The following is a 20,525-nucleotide window of genomic DNA, read 5'->3' on the forward strand; positions in this document are numbered from 1 at the left end:
ATAGGTTACAACATTAAAGCAAGTTTATAGTTTAAAAGCCATTTTATGGCTAATAGCACGACTGTCAACGTATTTCACCATGTTAACCCACAGTTTACACTGGAAAGGCGAATGCATAATTTTGGTAAGCGACTCACCAGCATCCTGGACAAAAGCCCGATAACCATTACTGATATCGCCAAGGCGCTGGGCGTTTCCCGCCAAGCTGTTTACAAGTGGATCAAGTTCGGCGGCATCACCGATGACAACACGAACAAGCTGGCTGAACTGCTCGAGGTTAATCCGGCCTGGCTACGCTTTGGCATTGATGGCCCCTCAGTCAGGAACCGGGAGAATGATTCATCTGATAAATGGGATATTGCACGGGGCGCGCTAATAGAAAGACTCATCAAGAGCGAGCATTCGTTGCGGGTAACGCACGATATTGCCAAGGTGGCAACCTGGGAATACTCACTCGCCAATGACAGAGTAACCTTTAGTGACAGGATGCAGCGTCACTTTGGTCTGCCCCTCGCAAATGAACAGCCCTACAGCCGCAAGCAATTTCTTGAATTGATTCATCCTGACGACAGGGAAGCCTTCAAAAAAAACCTGGTTGATCTGATACTAGGCGCACCGGAGAACCAGAGCGAGATACGCCTCATCCTCCCGGATGAATCAATCCTTTGGGCTACGGCATGGACCATTCGTAACGAGGACGCCAATCATCAGTGCCTGGGCCTTTTTGGCGCACTACAAAATATCACGGACAGGAAGCAAGCAGAATGTGCTCTTAGGATGAGCCAGCAAAATCTGGTTGAGGCGCAACGGATTGCCCACCTGGGCAGTTGGGAGTGGACTATTGCCGACGACACGGCACGATGGTCCGATGAGATGTATCGTATCTTTGGGGTAGAAAAAGAGCACTACACACCCAGCTATCCCAGCTTTTTAAACATGCTGGAACCGACCGACAGAGATGATCTTATCCAGTGCCTTGGCAACCCGCGAAATTCAAATGACAATGAGAAAACCAGACGCGAGTTTCAGATCAAGACCCAAGACGGATGCGTGAAATATATCCAGATAGATGGGATTATACACTGTGATAAGTTCGGCACACCGGTGCGTATGGTAGGCAGCGTACTGGATATCACCAAGCGAAAAATATCAGAACTCGAACTTACGCAAAACAAGCATTGGCTGCAACAAATAAAAGACACCCTACCCATCGCCATCAGTGTCAGCAATTCACAAGGCGTGATATTGGATTGCAATCCCTACGGCGCAGCACTCTTTGGCTACACTGCACCTGAAGAGGCTATCGGTCGATTAGCCTTTGAGCACTATGCAGATACCGAGGACCGGACCAGATTAACCGAAACACTAAAATCAGGCATTGTCACAGATCATCACGTGCTGCTCAAACGACTGGATGGGGCTTTTTTTTGGGGTGCAGTATCCGCATCCATGATTATAGAAAATAATGAAGAGCGTATATTCGTAGCAATAAAGGATATAACCCTTGAGAAGCGCATAAAAAACGCATTAAAGGAGAGCGAAAGAAGGTATCGATCTTTATTCGAACTAAACCCCAATGCTGTATTTGTAGAAACAATCGCCGGTGAAATACTGGATTGTAACAATCGCGCTTGCGACATGTATGGCTATACAAAAGATGAGTTCATGAACCTGAATGTAAGGGATCTTATTCCGAAAGAGATCGCCGCTCAATTTGATGAAATAATAACCGACCTAATGGAAAATGGCGGATTTCAAATACAAGCCACGCAGATCAGAAAAGATGGAAGCACCTTCACTGCAGAGATCAATACCAGCCTTTTTTATATTGAGGAAACTCCAAATGTGACGGTAACGGTTACGGCTCTGGATGTTCCCTGACCATGCACTCGACCATTATGATTTAGCTGTGGTGTTTTTTAATAGCGCAAAGTACCGATAAGGTAGAAGGTAATTATTCAGTTGCACGTCTGGTTATTGATCAAGCTAACACCTGTTTCTGCACCCGCCAGTAACGATAGATAATGAGGGTATGGATCAACATGCCAGCAGCGGAGAGATAACCGATCATGCCGTCGTAATTGCCCACCACAGGAGAGAACGCGCTGGTCACATCCACATCGGTGAATGTGCGCACGACTTTGATCACAAACACAAACCCCGCATGCAAACCGATACAGTAGGCAATGTTCCCGGTTCTTTCTCTGACAACGGCGAAGAAAGCCCCCAGCCCAAAGAGGGCAAGGAATGAGTCAAATGTCGCCCACTCGCCATATTGATCAAAGGCACCGGCGAGAATCAATAAACCGCTATACCATGTCTGCGCCTCATCACCCGCAAGCGGTAACGGCTTAATAAAGTGTAAACCGGCGTAAAACAGACTGGAAAGCAGCAAGGTTGTAGCAAAACCGTGTTGTTTTCGGATCGCCCCGAACAGACCTCCGCGAAAGAAGGTCTCCTCAATAAAGCCAATCAGCAAACCACCAATGAGTGCAACCAGGGTGGTTTTAAAGAGCAGGAAGAGCAGCTCTTCAGCAGGCGGTTTTGCTACACGAACACCTAGCAACAGCAGCACTGCACTCAGTAATAATAGGATTAGAAAACCACTCAACCACCCACTCGCCAGATCCTTAATGAACGCGGAACGCGGTAGTCCATAGCCTAATCCTGGCTTATTAGCGATTGCATAGTGGCGGATAATCAGAATAAAGCCAGGAATGGCAATCAGTTTTGCCACGGTATTGATCAACTTATGCGGCCCTTTACTCATGCTCTCCTGAAACAGCACATAGAGGGGGTAGTTGATCAGCGCGCTGATCAACAGCGCGCCCAGCATGAGCAGTACAAAATAGCTAAACGCGCGCATTGATAGCGGCCACTCCAGGCATTAGGGACAGTGGTGTCGTTTCAAAGAGTGTGCATTCTACCGAAAAACACGCCTGTGGGTTAATACACGATCCTCAATACCCGCCCTGCAATTGAAGCACCAGGTTCAATTCGGTTGCTGTATAGCACCAACACTCGCCAGTAATTTCTGCAAAGTTTCGCGCTTATCCAAACCATCAGACAATGCAACCTCAGCAAGCGTTTGGCTATTATCCTTCATGATAACGCCTTGACCATTGAGCGCCTGCATCAGCCGATCCTCATCCACCTGAAATAATTGCGCCAACGTTACCACGGGGGCCTCTTCCAACGCCTTAAAGACCACACTAGGGCCAGCCTGCTGACTGAGTGTCGCACCACCCAAAAATAACCCCGTGGCCAGAATAATCGTAAGTACGCCGATCCGGGCAACACCCTGGTTAAAATATCGGCTCAATGAACTCCAGTTTGAGAGCATATGAATCAACATCACTGCCACAAAGAGCATACCCAGCCATTCATGTAGGCCTTTGACCAAGCCCTCTCCCACATGAAAAAACAGCATGCCACCACTTAATCCAATGACCAGAGCCAGGGCCCCGGCCAGTGGTGTTATGATGCGCCTTGGAAACAGCTTAACGACCCGCGTATTAATCTGACTTGTCATGATAACTTCCCCTAAATGATTAAGGGCAGCAGTGTAATGCTCGCTGTTTTCCTGGATATGTCTGCTGTGTAATAAATTGTAACGGCTTTTTTCTGCTATCTTGAATCACACGCCAGACACTGAATGCACCCCAACCAAACAGGACATTTTTTGGAAAGACCCCATTCACAACTGATTATTCAGCTTTTGTTATCAGCATGCCTGATCATCGCATCGCCACTATACGCCGATGAACTCAAGCCCTTCACCAGTGATGGTTGCAGCGCATTTCCTGATGGCACACTGCAACAGCAATCACTCTGGGTTAACTGCTGCATTCGCCATGACTTGGCCTACTGGCAAGGGGGTACTTATGAACAGCGCGAGCAGGCTGACAAGGCCTTACAGTCCTGTGTTGCCCAGGCGGGAGAAGATCAGATTGCTGATGTGATGCTGGCAGGTGTAAGGGTAGGCGGCTCACCTTATTGGCCTACACCCTTTCGCTGGGGCTATGGCTGGTCTTTTGGTCGAGGCTACAAGCCATTGACCACCGAAGAGCGGGGGTTGATTCAAGCACAACTGAAACAGCTTCAGCTGCTGCTCGAATCACTTAGCCAGACATTAAACCAAGACCTGCCCCAGTAGTACATATTGCCATGTTAAGTGGTCCCAGCCATGGACTCTAGCAGCCGGACGAGCTCATCCACTTCCTGTAAAAATCCTTCGATATCCTTTGCCTTGAGGCGTTTTTCAAAGCGATAAACCAGTAGATCACGACCACGCGCCTCAACAACCAGATCGGGATGAGACATAAAGAATTGTTGAACAGACTCAATGAATAGCGCTCGGCAACGCACCGCATCTGCCACCAGCACATTATAAGCCTGGCTGAATGCCCTATTCTCTTGGAGCATGAGCGGCGCAAAACCAAACCGCTGCGCTACATTTCGCATGTGACTGCTTGCGGGGCTGATATCAAAATCAGGCAAAACAACCGCCGATTGCACGCGAACCACGGTCTGATTCCTGCGTTCAATATTGACCTGGTCATCTATTGCCGGCTGTTTTTTAAATCCCTCACCCGCCGCCGTTGCGTCAAAACTATAATCGAACACCTCGACCGCTCTGCCTGAACGCATTCCCGTCATCCGGTTACCAATCTCAGATTGCCCTTGTAGCAGCAGATCAAAACCCAAAGCCTCCCATTCTGCCGGCATGCGCTGAAGCCCGGAGGTAAAATCAAAGCCCAGGCGTTTCGCCGTTGCCGCCAAATTATTACCGCGCTGCATCTCTGTATAGATGCCCGCCACAATAATCAACGCGATAATGATCAGGATTGCGACTTTAGTCATATATTCTTTTCCTATAGAGAATATCGGATCCCCCCGACGTTCTATCACCTTCAACTAAGATACACTATCTCAAAGAGGAGACGCAGAAAGCCACCGTGATCGAGACACTGCAACAATTTTTAACACTGCATTCACGCATACTGGTCGTGACAGGTGCGGGCTGCAGCACTGACTCGGGTATTCCCGATTATCGAGACCACGCGGGCACCTGGAAGCGCAGCAAGCCAATCTTGTTTCAGGAATTTATGCGCAGTGAAGCGGTTCGCCAACGCTACTGGACGCGCAGCTATCTCGGGTGGATTCCATTTAGCCAAGCCGCCCCCAACAGGGCGCATTGGGCGCTGGCCAATCTGGAGTCTCAGGGAAAGATCTTTCAACTGGTCACCCAGAATGTGGACGGCCTGCACCAGAAAGCCGGAAGCCAGCAGGTCATTGATCTGCATGGAAATCTGAATGAACTGGTTTGCCAAACCTGCGGTGAGCGGGAATCCCGAGGCTGGATGCAGGAAAAACTCGCCTCACTGAATCCGGTTATCACCCACCTCGCCGCCACCCTGGCCCCCGACGGGGACGCCAACCTGGAAACCGACTTCAGCCAGACCATCGTCCCCGACTGTCCCATCTGTGGCGGCATACTCAAGCCCGATGTGGTCTTCTATGGTGAGCAGGTCCCTCGCCCACGTGTTGAGGCGGTCTATGCTGCACTCCATAAATCAGATGCGGTGCTCGTTGCCGGCACCTCGCTGATGGTCTTTTCCGCTTTTCAGTTTATCCGTGAGGCGACTCGATTAGGTAAGCCTATTGTGGCGGTGAATCAGGGAAAAACCAGGGCCGATGATCTTTTTACCTTAAAAGTGGAACAACCTGTCGGAGAAACACTCTCCGCGCTCGCCGCCAGCCATTAGACCTTCTGAAAAAAATTGCCTTTCTTGTCAACCGATTCTCCCCCTGTGCGTTAAACAGTGTGAACAACCAACAAACACAGGGAACATGGACATGAAAAGAATCGCTAAACTCATCATTGGCAGCACACTATTGACCCTCTGCTCAACCCCTCTACTGGCAGAAGACCGCGGAGACCGGACCGAAGATCGGCTTGACCAGCGTGGCGATCGGATTGAAGATCGCCTGGACAACCGGGGTGACCGCATCAATGATCGACTCGACAATAAGGGTGAACGCATCAATGATCGACTGGACGCCCGATCAGATAGGGCCGCGGCCAACGGCAATGACAAACTGGCCAACCGACTGGATCGCAAAGGTGATCGGATTGAGAACCGCCTGGACCACAAAGGCGACCGGATAGATAATCGTCTGGATAGAAAGGGCCAGCGTATTGACAATCGACTGGATCGAAAGGGTCAACGCATCAATAACCGGATAAGCAGGCGCTAAGCCTCACCGCTTGCGGACCCGGCGATCATGCCGGGTCCGATGATCAGTCACTGCAAACGAGGTTTTACCCTGGAACAGCAACAGGCTCTGGACAATTTTCTCAGCGGCGTAGAGCGCCGGGCGTTTCGTATGGCCCATGTTGCCACTGGCAATCATGACGACGCCCTGGAGCTGGTACAGGATGCCATGTTCAAATTGGTTAAACAGTACCGTCATCGTCCTGAGACCGAATGGGGCCCACTGTTTCAGCGGATTCTTCAGAGTCGCATCCAAGACTGGTATCGTCGCAGCAAGGTGCGGCACCGATGGATTGACTGGTTCAGACCCCCGGCATCAGACGAACAAGCGGAAGACCCGATTCAGACCGCACCCGATCCACGCGGAAGAACACAGACAAGCATTCTGCAAGGAGAAGAGACACTGCAACAATTAGAATCCGCTATCAGACAACTCCCCCTTCGACAGCAGCAAGCCTTCCTGCTACGAAGCTGGGAAGGCTTGCCTGTGGCCGATACAGCACACGCCATGGGTTGCTCTGAGGGCAGTGTCAAAACGCACTATTCCCGTGCGATCGCTACGCTACGTGAACGACTTGAGGGTTACTGGCCATGAACACCAATGAAACGCAGAACAACGGCACTGACAGCCTGGAACAACGCGCGTCTAAAGTACTGGACCAGGGTGTTGATGATCTTGACGAGCTAACCTGCATCCAACTCTCTGCAGCGCGCAAACGCGCGCTTGCTCAACCCGTTAGATCGTGGAACTGGGGTATACCCGCAGGATTAGCCACAGCCGTAAGCGCCATCCTGGTGATCGCGCTTTGGTTCGGCGCGCCAAGTGACTCACTTCCCAACACGCCACTGGATGATCTGGAACTGCTCACCACCACAGAGTCTCTGGATCTGCTGGAAGAGTTTGAATTTTACCAATGGCTGGATGCAGAAGATGTTGTGGCGGGTTAATGCAATGGCAGCACTGTTGTTAATAAGTAGCCCTATTGATGCTGAAGAACTGCCTGATGCAGAGTTACTGGAATTTCTCGCCGACTGGGAAACGGAAGATGGCCAGTGGATTGATCCCACAACCTTGGAACAGGCGATTCAACTGCACGATGCGGCAGCAAGAGAGGTCGAGCATAATGATTAATCACGGACCACGAATCTTGCTTGCCCTCATACTGCTTGTGCTGACCATGCCTGCTATAGCGGCAGAGCTAGACTGGGACCAACTCAGTGCAGAAGAACAACGTATCCTGAAACCTTTCGGCGACCGATGGGAAACGTTATCGGACGAGCGCAGACAAAAACTGCAAAAAGGTGCCCAACGCTGGCAAAACATGACCCCCGAGCAGCGGCAACAAGCCAAGCAGAGGATACAGACCTGGAAAAAACTCTCACCTGAAGAGCAGGCCAGCATTCGGCAAAAGTACCAAGCCTTTAAGAAGTTGCCACCCGCCCAGCAAGAACGCATCCGCAAGCTCAGAGAACGTTTTCAACTGATGCCGCCAGAGAGACGAAAAGCACTGCGCGAGCGCTGGAAAAACCTTTCTGCAGAAGAGCGCGCGCAGGTCAAACGACGCCTGATCCAGAGACAGAGAAGACGGGAATAAACGAACCGGAGTTGTTCTGTAAAGTGTAAAGAGTGGCCACCGGGCTGATAGGCCGGTGGCCATGATCGCGTTTAGGCAATCCACCGATTATTATTCATAGCGATCAATCAATAGACGCACCAGACCACTGCGAACAATATCAGCACGCTCAAAGTGGTGGATATAAACATCCGGCAACCCCCTCACCCGTTCAATGGCATCCGCCAATCCATTGGGCCCCCGGATATCACTCTGAGCCACGTCACCATTAATCACCACCTTGCACCCCTCACCGATCCGCGTCAGAAACATCTTCATCTGTGCCGGTGTTGTGTTCTGCGCCTCATCCAGCACGACAAACGTATTACGACCGAAGGTCTTGCCACGCATGAAGGCGAGTGGTGCCGCCACAATACGACCATGACGAAGGGCATACTCAACCGCGCCCGATCCAAGCCGTTCATTCAGGATATCCCTGAAGGCATCAATGTAGACGGAAAACTTGTCATCAACACTGCCGGGTAAAAAGCCCAGACTTTCCCCAGCCTCCACCGCAGGCCTCGTCAATATAATCTGCTCAATACGCCCAGACTCCATGGCCTCTGCCGCCAGCGCAGCCGCACAATAGCTTTTTCCGGTGCCGGCCGGACCGGCACCAAAGGTCAGGCAGTGTTGCTTGATCGCCTGGACATAGCGCTGCTGAGACTCGGTACGCGGCTTGAAGGGTTCTCGTGACCGCTGCGGGGAATAGGCGGTGTTAAGTTGGTGATACTGAGCATTTAGCTCAACAATATTGGGGGCTTCTTGGTAGGACCTTCTTTTTGAGGATCGGTTGCGGTTCTGTCGCTCTCGCTTCGTTTCAGGTTGTCTCTGCTGATTCGCTAAACGTCTTGCCTGAGCTTTTTTCGCCATCGTTTCGCTCTCTCCTTCTGCTTATAAACAGGTATTTGATCGCAGGGCCGACTGAATAAAACCTGTTGTGTTCAGCAAACCTTGCTACCAAACCAACTCCCGAGAACCAGGTCACCGGAATTGCCCCTAAGGTATACAGATCGAGAATTACAGTAATGTGAATAATCGACGATAGACTTGTAACAGGCTGTTATTACCACTTCTTTCACAATGTTAATATCCGCTTAATGAATGATATTTATCATTACTCTTTTTCACCAAACAGGCGAACATAAAGCTTATCGGCAGAGTGTACATCTGAGACCAAAAGACATTGATTTAACCCGCTAACAGGAAGCAGGCTGTGGATAGAAAAACGGATATGACTGAGGCCGCAACGCTCTCTATTGCCATTGTTGGCTCGGGAGGCAGTGGTGCGGTCACAACGGGAAAAATACTCCTGGAGGGTATTGCCCGGCATGGCCTGTATGCATTGATGTCACGCTCATCAGGTCCACAAATCAGGGGAGGTGAATCCGCCGTTATGCTACGCATTGGCCAATCATCGGTGGATGCGCTGGATGATGACTTCGATATCCTGCTGGCGCTGGATTGGCTTAATGTTGAGCGCTTCAGCGATGAGATTCCGGTGACTGAAGAGTCGCTGATCCTGCATGATCCAGATAAAGGGGATCTGCCGGCGGTATACGCTCAGATGACTCACCGACATGTTGCCCGGCCGCTCGAACAACTTGCAAAATCGATTGAGAATGGCCGGGCCAATATGGTGGGGCTTGGTCTGCTCGCCAATCTGATCGGATTGCCACTGGCCGTGGTTAATGCTGCCGCCCATGACATCCTGAAGCATAAGGGTGAAGTCGTTTTACAAGCCACCCTGAGTTGCATTGAAACTGGCTATGCCCAAACACCTGACGAGACCCTGGTCCTACCTTTATCAGCACCCGAGGCTATCACCGAACGCTGGAATATCAGTGGCAATGAAGCCAGTGGCTTTGGTGCCCTGCAAGGCGGTGTTCGTTTTGTGGCCGCTTACCCGATCACCCCCGCCAGTGAAATACTGGAGTGGCTGGCACCCAACCTGGAACAGACAGGTGGCAGTCTGCTACAGGCTGAAGACGAGCTGGCCTCAATCAATATGATCATTGGCGCCTCCTTTGGTGGAGTACCCTCATTAACCGCCACATCGGGTCCGGGTCTCAGCCTGATGATGGAGGGTCTTGGGCTGGCTGTCGCCAGTGAAACGCCCGTGGTCGTTGCCAATGTGATGCGGGGCGGCCCCTCCACCGGCATCCCCACTAAATCCGAACAATCAGATCTGAATCTGGCCCTTTATGGATTTCATGGCGATGCGCCGCATATCGTGCTTTCAGCACTATCGATTCGGGACTGTGCCTTCACCACTCAGTGGGCCGTCAAGCTGACAGAAACACTTCAGGCCGTGGCCATCGTCCTCACAGACCAATCACTGGGGCAAGCACGGGCTGTGATAGCGCCGCCCAGACAACCCGCACTGGAAGGAAAGCGCAAATTGGCGGGAGATACTGATCACTATCAGCGCTACGCCCTGTCTGATGATGCGGTCTCTCCCATGGCCATTCCAGGTAATGCACACTGCATCTATACCGCCGATGGATTGGAACATAATGAGCAGGGTACACCCTCTGCCATGGCAACAGATCATCAGCAGCAACTGGATAAACGTCGTCAGAAGCTGACTCAATTTGAATACGGTGATGACTGGGCCGAGGTCACAGGCGACGGGGAGATCTGTCTGATCACCTGGGGCTCAGCCACGGGGGCCACTCGTGAAGCGGCCCAGCGGCTGAGCCAGGCCGGCTTACCGACGAAAACCCTCGCCGTAAGACTCCTGGCACCCTTCTCCACGGAGCGGTTCAAACAAGTGACCGCGCATGCCAAACAAATCCTGGTTGTGGAGCAGAATCATGGTGGACAGTTTTTCGAGTATCTGAATGCCCAAAGGGTACTGCCAGGCCATGCCCATTCGTTGGCTCAACCTGGCCCACTACCGCTTCGTCCCAATGTCATCTATAACCGCGTAATGCAAGGACTCTGAGATGCATGGCCCTCCTCCAGAACAGCTATTGAAGGCGAAAGATTACAAGTCAGATGTGAAACCGATCTGGTGTGCCGGGTGTGGCCATTTTGCCGTATTAAGCGCTATCACCAAGGCATTGGCCCATCTTTCATTGCCGCCGGAGCAGGTGGCGCTGGTTTCAGGAATCGGTTGCTCCTCACGACTCCCGGCTTATACCCATGTTTACGGTTTTCATGGCATACACGGCAGGGCCTTGCCAATCGCTACCGGGCTCAAGGTGGCTCGACCTGATCTTACAGTACTGGTGACGGGGGGCGACGGCGATGGGTTTTCTATTGGCGGCAATCACTTCATGCATGCCTGCCGAAGAAATCTCGACCTAACCTATATCGTAATGGATAACGAGGTCTACGGAATGACCAAGGGTCAGGCCTCACCTACCACTGACCCCGGCTGGGAACAGAGTAGATTAACGCCCCATGGAACCGGATTACCCAGCTTCAACCCGGCGGCAATTGCGCTGGCAGCAGGTGCAGGATTTATCGCCCGGGGCTTCTCAGGTGACCCCACCAGTCTGACCGACCTGCTGATCCAGGGCATACAATACCCAGGATTCAGCTTTATCCATGTCCTGAGCCCCTGCGTTACCTATCACCCGGAACAGAAAGCGTGGAAGAAAACGGTGCACGAACAGAGTCAGAGCACTACGGCTGATCCGGTGGTTGCTGCACAACGCATTCAACAAAGCGACAGGATGGCAACCGGGCTCATCTTTAAAGCGATATCACAGGTTCAACAACAGCAACATCCAAGCAAAAATATCAGCTTGGAACAGATTTCGCGACAATTTGTCACACACACATAGTCACAAAAAAGGCCCTTTTTCACAGGGCCTTTTCTATTAAGCGCGCACTATTTAGCCAGTGATGCGCTCGTATTTCTCCATCAATTCTTCAGGAGTTTCCTCATGATCAGGATCCTTGGGAATACAATCGACCGGACAGACCTCAACACATTGCGGTTCATCGTAGTGACCCACGCACTCGGTACATAGCTCAGGATTGATCACATAGATCTCATCGCCTTGTGAGATTGCCCCGTTAGGACACTCCGGCTCACACACATCACAGTTGATGCACTCGTCAGTAATAATTAATGCCATAAAAAACTCCTGAAAGAGGACCCTTACCTCTATACCTAGTAAAACTATGCCGATTGGCTACCGTTTAGCGCCTCGACCACGAGGGGATGCACGAACTCTGACACATTCCCCCCCAAGGCTGCAATTTCCTTCACCAGACTTGAGGAAATATAGGCGAACTGTTCAGCTGGGGTCAGAAACATGGTCTCTACCTCTGGAGCCAAACGCCGATTCATTCCTGCCAACTGAAATTCATACTCAAAATCTGATACTGCCCGTAATCCACGCAATATCACATCTGCTTTACATTGACGGGTAAACTCAACCAGCAGCGTATCAAACTCAATAATCTCAACTTTGTCCACACCGGCCAGCACTTTATTGGCCAAATCCACTCGCTCACTCAAGGTGAACCGGGGTTTCTTGCCTGTACTTGCAGCTACTGCCACGATGACTTTATCAAATAACTTTGCAGCGCGGTGTATCAGGTCGGTATGACCATTAGTAATGGGATCAAATGTGCCTGGGTAGATTGCAATGGCCATATCAATGTCCTGCTTATTCAACCGCCGGTCGATACAAACTGCCAGAGCGATCAATCAACTATTAAAAGTAGGGTAATAAAACTCTCAGCTGCCAAAACAGGAAAGCGATCAGTTACCCCGTAAAAGACTAAACCCATAAACAGCACTTAGCCTAATTAATTCCCCAGGGAGCGAGATAATAGTATCAGATGTGACAATGTCAAATGAGAAATCTCATTTTCACACTATTTTCTATCGAGTGTAGAGTGCGTAAGCCACTTGACCGGCCTTTTTCTCTTTAAGCGCCTGCCAATGTGCCGGTATTTTAGGCATAGGCCCATTCAGGTCCCATTCCAGATAGATACGAGGGTTATTCGCCAACCAGCCATTTTGATCTAATTTCAGACAGCATTCACTGAGTAGTTGATCGGCAAATGGCGGATCAAGAAAAACAATATCGAAGGCCGTGGCCTTCTGCTCAAGCCAGCTTAAGGCATCACCCTGCTGAAGAGAGAGCTGCTCCAATCCCAATAACTGTTGATTGTCCTGTAATTGGCGAGCCACCTTGGGATTATGCTCAACAAGCGTGACATGGCGGGCACCGCGTGATGCCGCTTCAAAACCGAGCGCACCACTTCCGGCAAACAGATCCAGACAGACCGCACCGGGCAATATAGGCTGTAACCAGTTAAACAAGGTTTCACGGGTACGATCCGAGGTTGGCCGAAGCCCCGGACTATCTGGAAAAATCAAGCGACGTCCTCGGCACTCACCCCCCACAATCCTGATCTGGTTTGTGGGACTGGGCCGCTTGCCTCGTGATTGGCCCGCCTCAGTTGACCGGCTTCTGCTCATTACCAACCACAACGGTGATCAGGCTATCGGGTTGAATCCGACGCTGAAACGCCTCGCGTATTTGTTCACGGGTTACGCTATTGATGTTGTCGACGAATACATTCAGATAATCCAGGGGGAGATCATAGAAGCCGAGCATCGCCAGATATTCTAAGATCTTGCTATTGCTGGCGATACGCAGCGGGAATCCACCCGTAATATTCTGTTTCGCGGCCGTCAGCTCAGCTTCGGTTGGTCCCTGCTCAACAAACTTTGCCAAAGTCTCGCGGATAACAGCGAGCGCCTCTTGCGACTTGGCATTCTGTGTTTGTGCCCCAATCAGGAACGGCCCACTTCTTCGCATCGGGGAAAAATAACTATAAACACTGTAGGAGAGACCGCGCTTCTCGCGTACCTCTTCACTCAACAGAGAGACTAATCCACTGCCGCCAAGGATATGATTACCGACATAAAGTATGAAGTAATCCGGGTCGCCACGATAGATTCCAGGCTGCCCCATCAGGATATGTGACTGACTGGAGGGGAACGGTATAGCCTGTTTAATCTCAGCCTCAAGCGCCTTTACTGCGGGTAGTTCAGGGGCGCGTTCACCCGCCTGGAGCCCGCCCGTGACAAGCTCAGCCAAACGTTCGGCCTCTTGCCTATCCACTGCCCCGACAATTGCCACAACGGCATTCCGCGCCACATAAAAGCGCTGATAGTGGGTTTGCACGTCCTTCCGGGTGATAAGTGCCAGGGATGCCTTATCGCCCTCAATGTGAGAGGCATAAGGATGTTCCCGAAACAGCGCCTTCATAAAGGCTTTTTGCGCCACTGTTCCTGGTGATTGCTCGTCATGACTCAAGGAGGTCAGCATCGCCTTACGGTTTCGCTCCAGCGCCTCTACCTCAAAACGGGGTGCGCCCAACACCTGCGATACCGTATCCATTGTGGTGGTGAGGGCCTTTTTCTCCGTCAGGCTACGCACGCTTAGCCAGGCCATGTCACGATGGGCACTGACACTCATTTCAGATCCGACGCTGTCGAGTCGCTGCGCGATCTGGTCAGCACTCCACTCACCTGCACCCTCTTCCAGCAAGGCACTGGTGAGATAGGCTACACCCGCTACTTTGTCTCGCGCACTCCCCGCATCAAATACCACACGCAGATCCACCATTGGCAACTCCGGCGCTGCAACATAGAGTACCCTTGCGCCTTTACTGGTCTGCCAACTCTGGATATCTGGCCCTGCCCAGAGTTGGCCGGAACAGACGGCAATCAACAACACTAACCACCTGAAGCTCACTCGTTTAACCTCCATGACGACCACCTGTAGCACGACGTACTGGCTTTACATTGTCCATAGGCAATGGTTCCAATTGAGTAATCGTCAGATTATCATCCACCAGATAGCGCTCGGCTACCTCGCGTACCTGTTCGGGTGTCACCTGCTTCAGTGCAGCGACATACTGATCGATCAAGCGCCAATCCAGACCCACTGTCTCCAGCATGCCAATTTCCATCGCCTGATAGAACACAGAATCCAGCTCGAATACCTTTGAGGCAATCACCTGAGTGCGCACACGATCAAGCTCTTCTTCAGTGACCAACTCGCTGCGTAACCGAACGATCTCCTGACGTAATGCAGATTCCAGTTCCTGCATGGTCCGTCCCTGAGCCGGCGTACCATCGATCAGCAACATGCCAGGAAGCCGGGTAAAAGCGTTGTACTCAGCTCCGGCTGAAACGGCTATCTCACTGCCTCGAACCAGATGCTTACTGAACCGTGCACTGTTGCCACCATCCAACACCGCCACCAGCATCTCCAACGCATAGGGCTCCCAACGCTTCTCTGCCGTTGTCACTGCCGGGGTTTTAAAGCCCATGATCATATAAGGCTCATTGGCTGGCACCTTGACTACAGAGCGCGTCTCACCTTTTTGCTGCGGTTCTCGCAGGGGCTTCAACTTAGGGATAGCCTCCCGTTTCAGGGGGCCAAAGTATTGCTTTGCCAGGCTAAACACCGCTTCTGGTTTTACATCACCCACGACCACCAGGGTCGCATTGTTCGGTGCATACCAGAGTCGGTACCAATCAGCGAGATCCTCTATCTTCATATTTTCCAGATCATTCATCCAACCGATAACTGGATTGGCATACGGCAGACTCCGATAGGCCAGTGCAGAAAACTGCTCATACACCTGACCCGTCGGCTTGTCTTCTGTGCGTAACCGACGCTCCTCTTTGACCACCTCAATCTCTTTGGCAAATTCATCTGCCGGCAAGGTGAGATGCCGCATGCGATCGGCCTCTAGCTCCAGGGCAATCTCCAGGCGATCGCTGGACATGGTCTGGAAATAGGCCGTGTAATCTCGACCGGTAAAGGCGTTTTCGGTACCCCCATTCTGGGCAATGATGCGCGAAAATTGTCCGGGAGGATGCAGCGCTGTCCCCTTAAACATCATATGTTCCAGGGCATGAGAAATACCGGTAATACCATCCGGCTCGTAGGAAGCACCGACCTTGTACCATACCTGAGAGACCATGATGGGTGCACGATGGTCCTCCTTCACAATAATCTTCATACCGTTATCGAGCATCGTTTCCTGCACCCGGCTCTCTGCCAGAACAGCATTGGAAAGCAGTAGTATGGCTGTGACTAGTAGTAATCTCATAGTGTGTCCCACAACACCCTTTGCTCTCTGATTGAGCTAGAGGGATAGGTTGATTCCTCGCAAAATGTTACGATCTGACTTTAACACTTATACCCGGACGGCAAGTCATTTTTTCAATGTTGTTACCTTGACTCGTGTACCGGGATTCCACTTAAGAGACAAAACGTATTGCCATCAGTTCAATGGCATACTGGATTAACCAGCATGTTTGGATTTGGAAAAAAGAAGTCACCTGAATCTGCACCCATAGATGTGGTTGCATCTGAACCTGAGGTAAAAACCGGGCTCTTTTCCCGACTCAAAAACCGACTGGTCAAGACACGCAGCAACCTGACAGATGGATTGGCCAATCTGGTTCTGGGCCGTAAAACCATCGACGCCGATCTCTTGGAAGAGCTGGAAACACTGCTACTGATGGCGGATGTTGGGGTAGATGCCACTACCCGAATCATTAATGACCTGACGGGGAGAGTAAAGCGTAAAGAGCTCTCTGATCCTGATCGCCTAACTGAAATATTGAAAGATCAACTACAACAGATCCTGACTCAATGCGACAAACCCGTGCAACAGGCTGCCCCCGGCAAACCGCAGGTAATCCTGATGGTGGGTATCAATGGGGCCGGAAAAACCACCACTATTGGCAAGCTGGCCAAACGATTACAGGAAGAGGGTCAGAGCGTCATGCTTGCAGCGGGAGATACCTTTCGTGCCGCAGCAGTGGAACAACTGCAAACCTGGGGAGAGCGCAACAATATCCCTGTTGTAGCGCAACACACAGGGGCCGATTCAGCCTCCGTGATATTCGATGCCCTGCAATCTGCTACATCACGGGGCATTGATGTACTGATTGCCGATACCGCGGGCCGCCTTCACACCAAGGGCAATTTGATGGAAGAGCTGGCAAAGATAGCCCGGGTAATGAAAAAGATTGACCCAGATGCGCCCCATGAGGTGATGCTGGTCGTCGATGCAACCACTGGGCAAAACGCCCTCAATCAGGCGGTACAATTTCACAAAACAGCAGGCGTCACCGGCATTACCCTGACCAAGCTGGATGGTACCGCAAAGGGGGGAATCGTCTTCGCCATCGCTGAGAAGCTTGGCTTACCCATCCGGTTTATCGGAGTGGGTGAAGCAATAGAAGATCTACGCCACTTTGATGGTGAAGAGTTTGTTAACGCCCTGTTTTCCGAATAAAACCAAACCCAACGGCGCCAATGATCCATTTTGACAATGTCACCAAACGCTACCCTGGCGGGCATGAGGGCCTGAGTAATGTCAGCTTCCATATAGAACCGGGTGAGATGGTATTCCTGACGGGACACTCCGGGGCAGGAAAAAGCACTTTACTCAAACTGATCGGACTACTGGAACGCAGTACACGTGGTCAGGTCCGGGTCGCAGGGCGCAATCTGACCCGCCTCAGCCGCGGCCAGATCCCTTATCATCGTCGTGAAGTAGGGATGATCTTCCAGGACCACCGTCTGCTCTACGACCGAACGGTGTTCGATAATGTCGCCATGCCCTTGGTGGTTGCAGGTCTTGGACACCTGGAGATCGGCCGTCGGGTACGCGCTGCACTTGATAAGGTCGGGCTATTATCCAAAGAAAAAGAGCTACCGATTACCCTCTCTGGCGGTGAGCAACAACGCGTCGGCATCGCACGCGCTGTCGTCAGCAAACCACCCGTGGTGCTGGCCGACGAACCGACTGGCAATCTTGATCCGACACTCTCCAGAGAGATCATGTCGCTGTTTGAACAGTTCAATGATGTCGGTGTAACACTCCTGATTGCCACCCATGATCTGAATCTGATATCTCGCATGAATCGGCGGATTCTGGTGCTGGATAAAAGCCGATTGGCCAAGGACAGCGCAGCAGAGGTGCCCTGTTGATAGGCAAATCCCGTAAAACCCGCAAAAAGAGTGCTGCCAATATCTCTCCCCGCAGCACATTACGAGTCGATGTCTGGCTTATGCGTCACCTACAGGTGGCCTTGGCCAGCTTAGGCCGTCTGGTGAGAACCCCACTCTCAACCCTGATGACCATCCTGGTTATCGGGATTGCTCTGGCACTACCCTCCGGCCTCTATCTGTTGCTGAATAATGCCAAGACCCTGAGTGGCAACTGGGATGGTGCGGCCAGTATTTCGCTTTTTATGACACAGGAAACAAGCGAACAGCGGGCTGAGCAGATTGCCGAACAACTGCGTAACGATCCGGCCATTCTCAAGGTGCAGCTGATCAGCCGAACAGCGGCATTGGAGGAGTTTCGACAGCTAAGCGGTTTTGCTGATGTACTCGACTCGATCAAAGATAACCCCCTACCCTCTCTGCTGATAGTCGAACCAAGACCGGAGCATGCTGAGCCTATTCCTGCTGAAGCCCTACTCGCCAGACTCAGAAAAATACAGGAAGTGGAGTTTGCCCAGCTCGACCTGGAGTGGGTTCGCCGCTTTCATGCCATCACCGAAATCGCACAGCGTGGCGTCATGATACTCGCCTCCCTACTCGGCCTATCTGTCTTGCTGATTGTGGGAAACACCATTCGTCTGGAGATTCAGAATCGTCATGCCGAGATTGAAATTACTAAACTGATTGGTGGTACCAACGCCTTTATCCGGCGACCTTTTCTTTACAACGGGGCCTGGTACGGATTGTTTGGCGGAATATCGGCCTGGCTCATGGTCGCTGTCTCGTTGCTGCTTCTAGACAATCCGGTTGCTCAACTGGCCGGCCTTTACCAAAGCGGGTTTGAATTACGCGGCATCGACTTTAGCACCCTCATCACACTGCTTGGCGGCAGTACAGTATTGGGCCTTACAGGCTCGTGGATCGCCGTCGGCCGGCATCTCCATCAGATTGAACCCTCCTGAATTGACAAATCATAATTAACCGAGGAACCAAACCGTCCATTAGCACTCTTACACGTCGAGTGCTAAAATAGAGTGGCGCCCAATATACGAGGGTGCTAATATAATACCATACTAAACGACTAGGGTATTCTGATGACTAAACAACTTGCTATCGCGAACACATTGCCAACAGGCAGTATCGACGCCTATATCAGCGCTGCCTACCAGCTGCCGATGCTAAGTGCCGAAGAAGAGCATAGCTTGGCAGTACAGCTGCAGGAGAATGGGGACCTGGAGGCCGCACGAGCCCTTGTCATGTCCCATCTTCGTTTCGTTATACGAATTGCCAGAGGCTATTCCGGCTATGGTCTGGCACTGCCGGATTTAATTCAGGAAGGCACTGTAGGTCTGATGAAGGCGGTGCGACGCTTTGATCCCGACCATGGCGTTCGCCTGGTTTCGTTTGCCGTTCACTGGATTAAGGCAGAGATTCACGAATACGTGCTGCGAAACTGGCGCATTGTCAAAGTCGCCACCACCAAGGCACAACGTAAACTGTTCTTCAATCTGCGTAGCTCCAAGAAACGTCTCGGCTGGTTCTCCCAGGAAGAGGTAGAAGGGGTCGCTAAAGACCTTGGAGTTAAGCCCGAAACCGTTCTGGAGATGGAGAGCCGTCTGAATAATCACGATCTGGCCTTTGATGGCATCGATCAGGGTGATGACGATCAGGCCCCGGCACCTGCAGCCTATCTAGCCGACATGCGCATGGAACCCTCCCGTCAGCTAGAGATAGCAGATACCGAAGACAGCGATAAAAATCAGCTCTATATCGCCCTGGAAGGACTGGACGATCGCAGTAAAGAGATACTTCAGGCGCGCTGGCTTTCAGAGAAGAAAATGACACTGCACGAACTCGCTGATAAATACGGTGTATCGGCCGAAAGGATACGTCAGATAGAAAAAGCGGCTATGGGTAAACTTAAAGCCCATCTTGCTGCCTGATCAACACCTCCTAAAACATGAATAATATTTCATGTTTTAGGAGGGTCCTGAACACATCAAGAAAAATATTGCATCATTCCCATAAATAATATCAGGAAATAAACTTTTTACTTACAATTGAAACGGTTTTTTTTATTGATATTACATTCACTTAACCGCAATACACCCCACCATTAGCCACTCTCCGTTTTTTTCAAAACCCTGTTGACCACAGCAGGGGGGAACCGTTATGCTCACCCTTCAAATCCTTAAACAGCGGCATTTAAAGGGTTTTTGTGTAGAAGAGCGAGCCCCGGTTAGTAGCAGCGAGGGTCGCAAGAGGAAGTAAACCGGCATTAACCGACATGTTATACAGACCGATATATGTATTATTTTTCATATTTCACTCAACATATACCATAGGTTTCGCACGGTAATAATTAGAATGTATAGTAGTGATCAGCGTAGGTGACGTGATGTGCGAAAGCACCACAGCAAACGCAAGAAAAACACAACAAATCACAGACAGAGCATTGAGGAGTGATGATTCAATATGAATATTAAAAAAAGCGTAACAGCCCTGGCGATCAGCGGAGTCCTGGCATTAGGCGCAGGCCAAGCGGTATCGGCGGAGACGATCAAGGTCGGTACCTTCCTGGCGGTGACCGGAGGTGCCTCGTTCCTGGGTGATCCGGA

The 20,525-nt window shown here is 51.3% G+C and carries 23 protein-coding genes; 14 read left to right on the plus strand and 9 right to left on the minus strand.

What is annotated here, in order from left to right; translation table 11 throughout:
* Positions 1 to 111: 111 nt before the first annotated feature.
* Positions 112 to 1,881: a PAS domain S-box protein gene (locus tag FHP88_RS16085; RefSeq protein WP_186297760.1), complete on the plus strand. Its 1,770-nt coding sequence runs from the start codon at positions 112 to 114 to the stop codon at positions 1,879 to 1,881.
* A gap of 100 nt (positions 1,882 to 1,981) precedes the next feature.
* Here the strand turns inward: FHP88_RS16085 and FHP88_RS16090 are convergent, their stop codons facing one another.
* Entirely contained in the window at positions 1,982 to 2,866 is an 885-nt protein-coding gene (locus tag FHP88_RS16090) for a CPBP family intramembrane glutamic endopeptidase (protein WP_144360107.1), read from the minus strand.
* A gap of 126 nt (positions 2,867 to 2,992) precedes the next feature.
* The gene (locus FHP88_RS16095; RefSeq protein WP_144360108.1) at positions 2,993 to 3,532 is read right to left on the minus strand and encodes a DUF4405 domain-containing protein; all 540 of its coding nucleotides are present in this window, start codon (positions 3,530 to 3,532) and stop codon (positions 2,993 to 2,995) included.
* 150 nt (positions 3,533 to 3,682) lie between these two features.
* Between FHP88_RS16095 and FHP88_RS16100 the strand changes: the two genes are divergently transcribed.
* Positions 3,683 to 4,156, plus strand: a complete 474-nt coding sequence (locus tag FHP88_RS16100) for a hypothetical protein (RefSeq protein ID WP_335341542.1) — start codon at positions 3,683 to 3,685, stop codon at positions 4,154 to 4,156.
* A gap of 14 nt (positions 4,157 to 4,170) precedes the next feature.
* Here the strand turns inward: FHP88_RS16100 and FHP88_RS16105 are convergent, their stop codons facing one another.
* The gene (locus FHP88_RS16105; RefSeq protein ID WP_144360109.1) at positions 4,171 to 4,863 is read right to left on the minus strand and encodes a hypothetical protein; all 693 of its coding nucleotides are present in this window, start codon (positions 4,861 to 4,863) and stop codon (positions 4,171 to 4,173) included.
* A gap of 59 nt (positions 4,864 to 4,922) precedes the next feature.
* Between FHP88_RS16105 and FHP88_RS16110 the strand changes: the two genes are divergently transcribed.
* From FHP88_RS16110 to FHP88_RS16130, 6 genes are all read left to right on the plus strand, one after another.
* Positions 4,923 to 5,768 carry an NAD-dependent protein deacetylase gene (locus FHP88_RS16110; RefSeq protein WP_144360110.1) on the plus strand — a complete coding sequence of 282 codons (846 nt, stop codon included), beginning with the start codon at positions 4,923 to 4,925 and terminating at the stop codon, positions 5,766 to 5,768.
* Between the two features lie 91 nt (positions 5,769 to 5,859).
* A complete protein-coding gene (locus FHP88_RS16115) occupies positions 5,860 to 6,261 on the plus strand; it encodes a hypothetical protein (RefSeq protein WP_144360111.1) in 402 nt (133 codons plus the stop codon).
* Positions 6,262 to 6,288: 27 nt separating this feature from the next.
* The gene (locus FHP88_RS16120; RefSeq protein ID WP_260843340.1) at positions 6,289 to 6,873 is read left to right on the plus strand and encodes an RNA polymerase sigma factor; all 585 of its coding nucleotides are present in this window, start codon (positions 6,289 to 6,291) and stop codon (positions 6,871 to 6,873) included.
* Entirely contained in the window at positions 6,870 to 7,226 is a 357-nt protein-coding gene (locus tag FHP88_RS16125) for a hypothetical protein (protein ID WP_144360112.1), read from the plus strand. The genes FHP88_RS16120 and FHP88_RS16125 overlap by 4 nt, the downstream gene beginning before the upstream one ends.
* Before the next feature lie 4 nt (positions 7,227 to 7,230).
* Positions 7,231 to 7,410: a hypothetical protein gene (locus tag FHP88_RS19225; protein ID WP_186297761.1), complete on the plus strand. Its 180-nt coding sequence runs from the start codon at positions 7,231 to 7,233 to the stop codon at positions 7,408 to 7,410.
* A complete protein-coding gene (locus tag FHP88_RS16130; RefSeq protein WP_186297762.1) occupies positions 7,403 to 7,873 on the plus strand; it encodes a DUF3106 domain-containing protein in 471 nt (156 codons plus the stop codon). The genes FHP88_RS19225 and FHP88_RS16130 overlap by 8 nt, the downstream gene beginning before the upstream one ends.
* 90 nt (positions 7,874 to 7,963) lie before the next feature.
* Here the strand turns inward: FHP88_RS16130 and FHP88_RS16135 are convergent, their stop codons facing one another.
* The gene (locus FHP88_RS16135) at positions 7,964 to 8,764 is read right to left on the minus strand and encodes a PhoH family protein (RefSeq protein ID WP_144360114.1); all 801 of its coding nucleotides are present in this window, start codon (positions 8,762 to 8,764) and stop codon (positions 7,964 to 7,966) included.
* 343 nt (positions 8,765 to 9,107) lie between these two features.
* Here FHP88_RS16135 and FHP88_RS16140 point away from each other — a divergent pair, with 343 nt between their 5' ends.
* A complete protein-coding gene (locus tag FHP88_RS16140; RefSeq protein WP_313957297.1) occupies positions 9,108 to 10,838 on the plus strand; it encodes a 2-oxoacid:acceptor oxidoreductase subunit alpha in 1,731 nt (576 codons plus the stop codon).
* A gap of 1 nt (position 10,839) precedes the next feature.
* Positions 10,840 to 11,685, plus strand: coding sequence for a 2-oxoacid:ferredoxin oxidoreductase subunit beta (locus FHP88_RS16145; protein WP_144360115.1), 846 nt, complete (start codon positions 10,840 to 10,842; stop codon positions 11,683 to 11,685).
* Positions 11,686 to 11,736: 51 nt separating this feature from the next.
* On the opposite strand, the gene FHP88_RS16150 is transcribed toward FHP88_RS16145, so the two are convergent.
* From FHP88_RS16150 to FHP88_RS16170, 5 genes are all read right to left on the minus strand, one after another.
* Positions 11,737 to 11,982, minus strand: a complete 246-nt coding sequence (locus tag FHP88_RS16150) for a YfhL family 4Fe-4S dicluster ferredoxin (RefSeq protein ID WP_144360116.1) — start codon at positions 11,980 to 11,982, stop codon at positions 11,737 to 11,739.
* A gap of 44 nt (positions 11,983 to 12,026) precedes the next feature.
* The gene (gene coaD, locus FHP88_RS16155; protein WP_144360117.1) at positions 12,027 to 12,506 is read right to left on the minus strand and encodes a pantetheine-phosphate adenylyltransferase; all 480 of its coding nucleotides are present in this window, start codon (positions 12,504 to 12,506) and stop codon (positions 12,027 to 12,029) included.
* Positions 12,507 to 12,737: 231 nt separating this feature from the next.
* On the minus strand, positions 12,738 to 13,340 hold the full coding sequence (gene rsmD / locus FHP88_RS16160; protein WP_144360118.1) for a 16S rRNA (guanine(966)-N(2))-methyltransferase RsmD: 603 nt from the start codon (positions 13,338 to 13,340) through the stop codon (positions 12,738 to 12,740).
* The gene (locus FHP88_RS16165) at positions 13,318 to 14,640 is read right to left on the minus strand and encodes a M16 family metallopeptidase (protein ID WP_144360119.1); all 1,323 of its coding nucleotides are present in this window, start codon (positions 14,638 to 14,640) and stop codon (positions 13,318 to 13,320) included. Before FHP88_RS16165 ends, rsmD begins: the two co-directional genes overlap by 23 nt.
* On the minus strand, positions 14,630 to 15,994 hold the full coding sequence (locus tag FHP88_RS16170; RefSeq protein WP_144360120.1) for a M16 family metallopeptidase: 1,365 nt from the start codon (positions 15,992 to 15,994) through the stop codon (positions 14,630 to 14,632). The genes FHP88_RS16165 and FHP88_RS16170 overlap by 11 nt, the downstream gene beginning before the upstream one ends.
* Before the next feature lie 204 nt (positions 15,995 to 16,198).
* On the opposite strand from FHP88_RS16170, the gene ftsY reads away from it, so the two are divergent.
* The 4 genes from ftsY to rpoH all read left to right on the plus strand — a co-directional run bounded on the left by ftsY (position 16,199) and on the right by rpoH (position 19,850).
* Positions 16,199 to 17,191 (plus strand): signal recognition particle-docking protein FtsY, encoded by a 993-nt coding sequence (gene ftsY, locus FHP88_RS16175; protein WP_144360121.1) that lies wholly within the window; start codon positions 16,199 to 16,201, stop codon positions 17,189 to 17,191.
* 20 nt (positions 17,192 to 17,211) lie between these two features.
* The gene (ftsE, locus tag FHP88_RS16180) at positions 17,212 to 17,889 is read left to right on the plus strand and encodes a cell division ATP-binding protein FtsE (RefSeq protein ID WP_144360122.1); all 678 of its coding nucleotides are present in this window, start codon (positions 17,212 to 17,214) and stop codon (positions 17,887 to 17,889) included.
* Entirely contained in the window at positions 17,886 to 18,869 is a 984-nt protein-coding gene (gene ftsX, locus FHP88_RS16185; protein ID WP_260843341.1) for a permease-like cell division protein FtsX, read from the plus strand. Before ftsE ends, ftsX begins: the two co-directional genes overlap by 4 nt.
* A gap of 132 nt (positions 18,870 to 19,001) precedes the next feature.
* Positions 19,002 to 19,850 (plus strand): RNA polymerase sigma factor RpoH, encoded by an 849-nt coding sequence (gene rpoH, locus FHP88_RS16190; RefSeq protein ID WP_144360123.1) that lies wholly within the window; start codon positions 19,002 to 19,004, stop codon positions 19,848 to 19,850.
* Positions 19,851 to 20,525 lie beyond the last annotated feature (675 nt).

Source organism: Sedimenticola selenatireducens (assembly GCF_007625115.1).
Lineage (GTDB): Bacteria > Pseudomonadota > Gammaproteobacteria > Chromatiales > Chromatiaceae > Sedimenticola > Sedimenticola selenatireducens_A.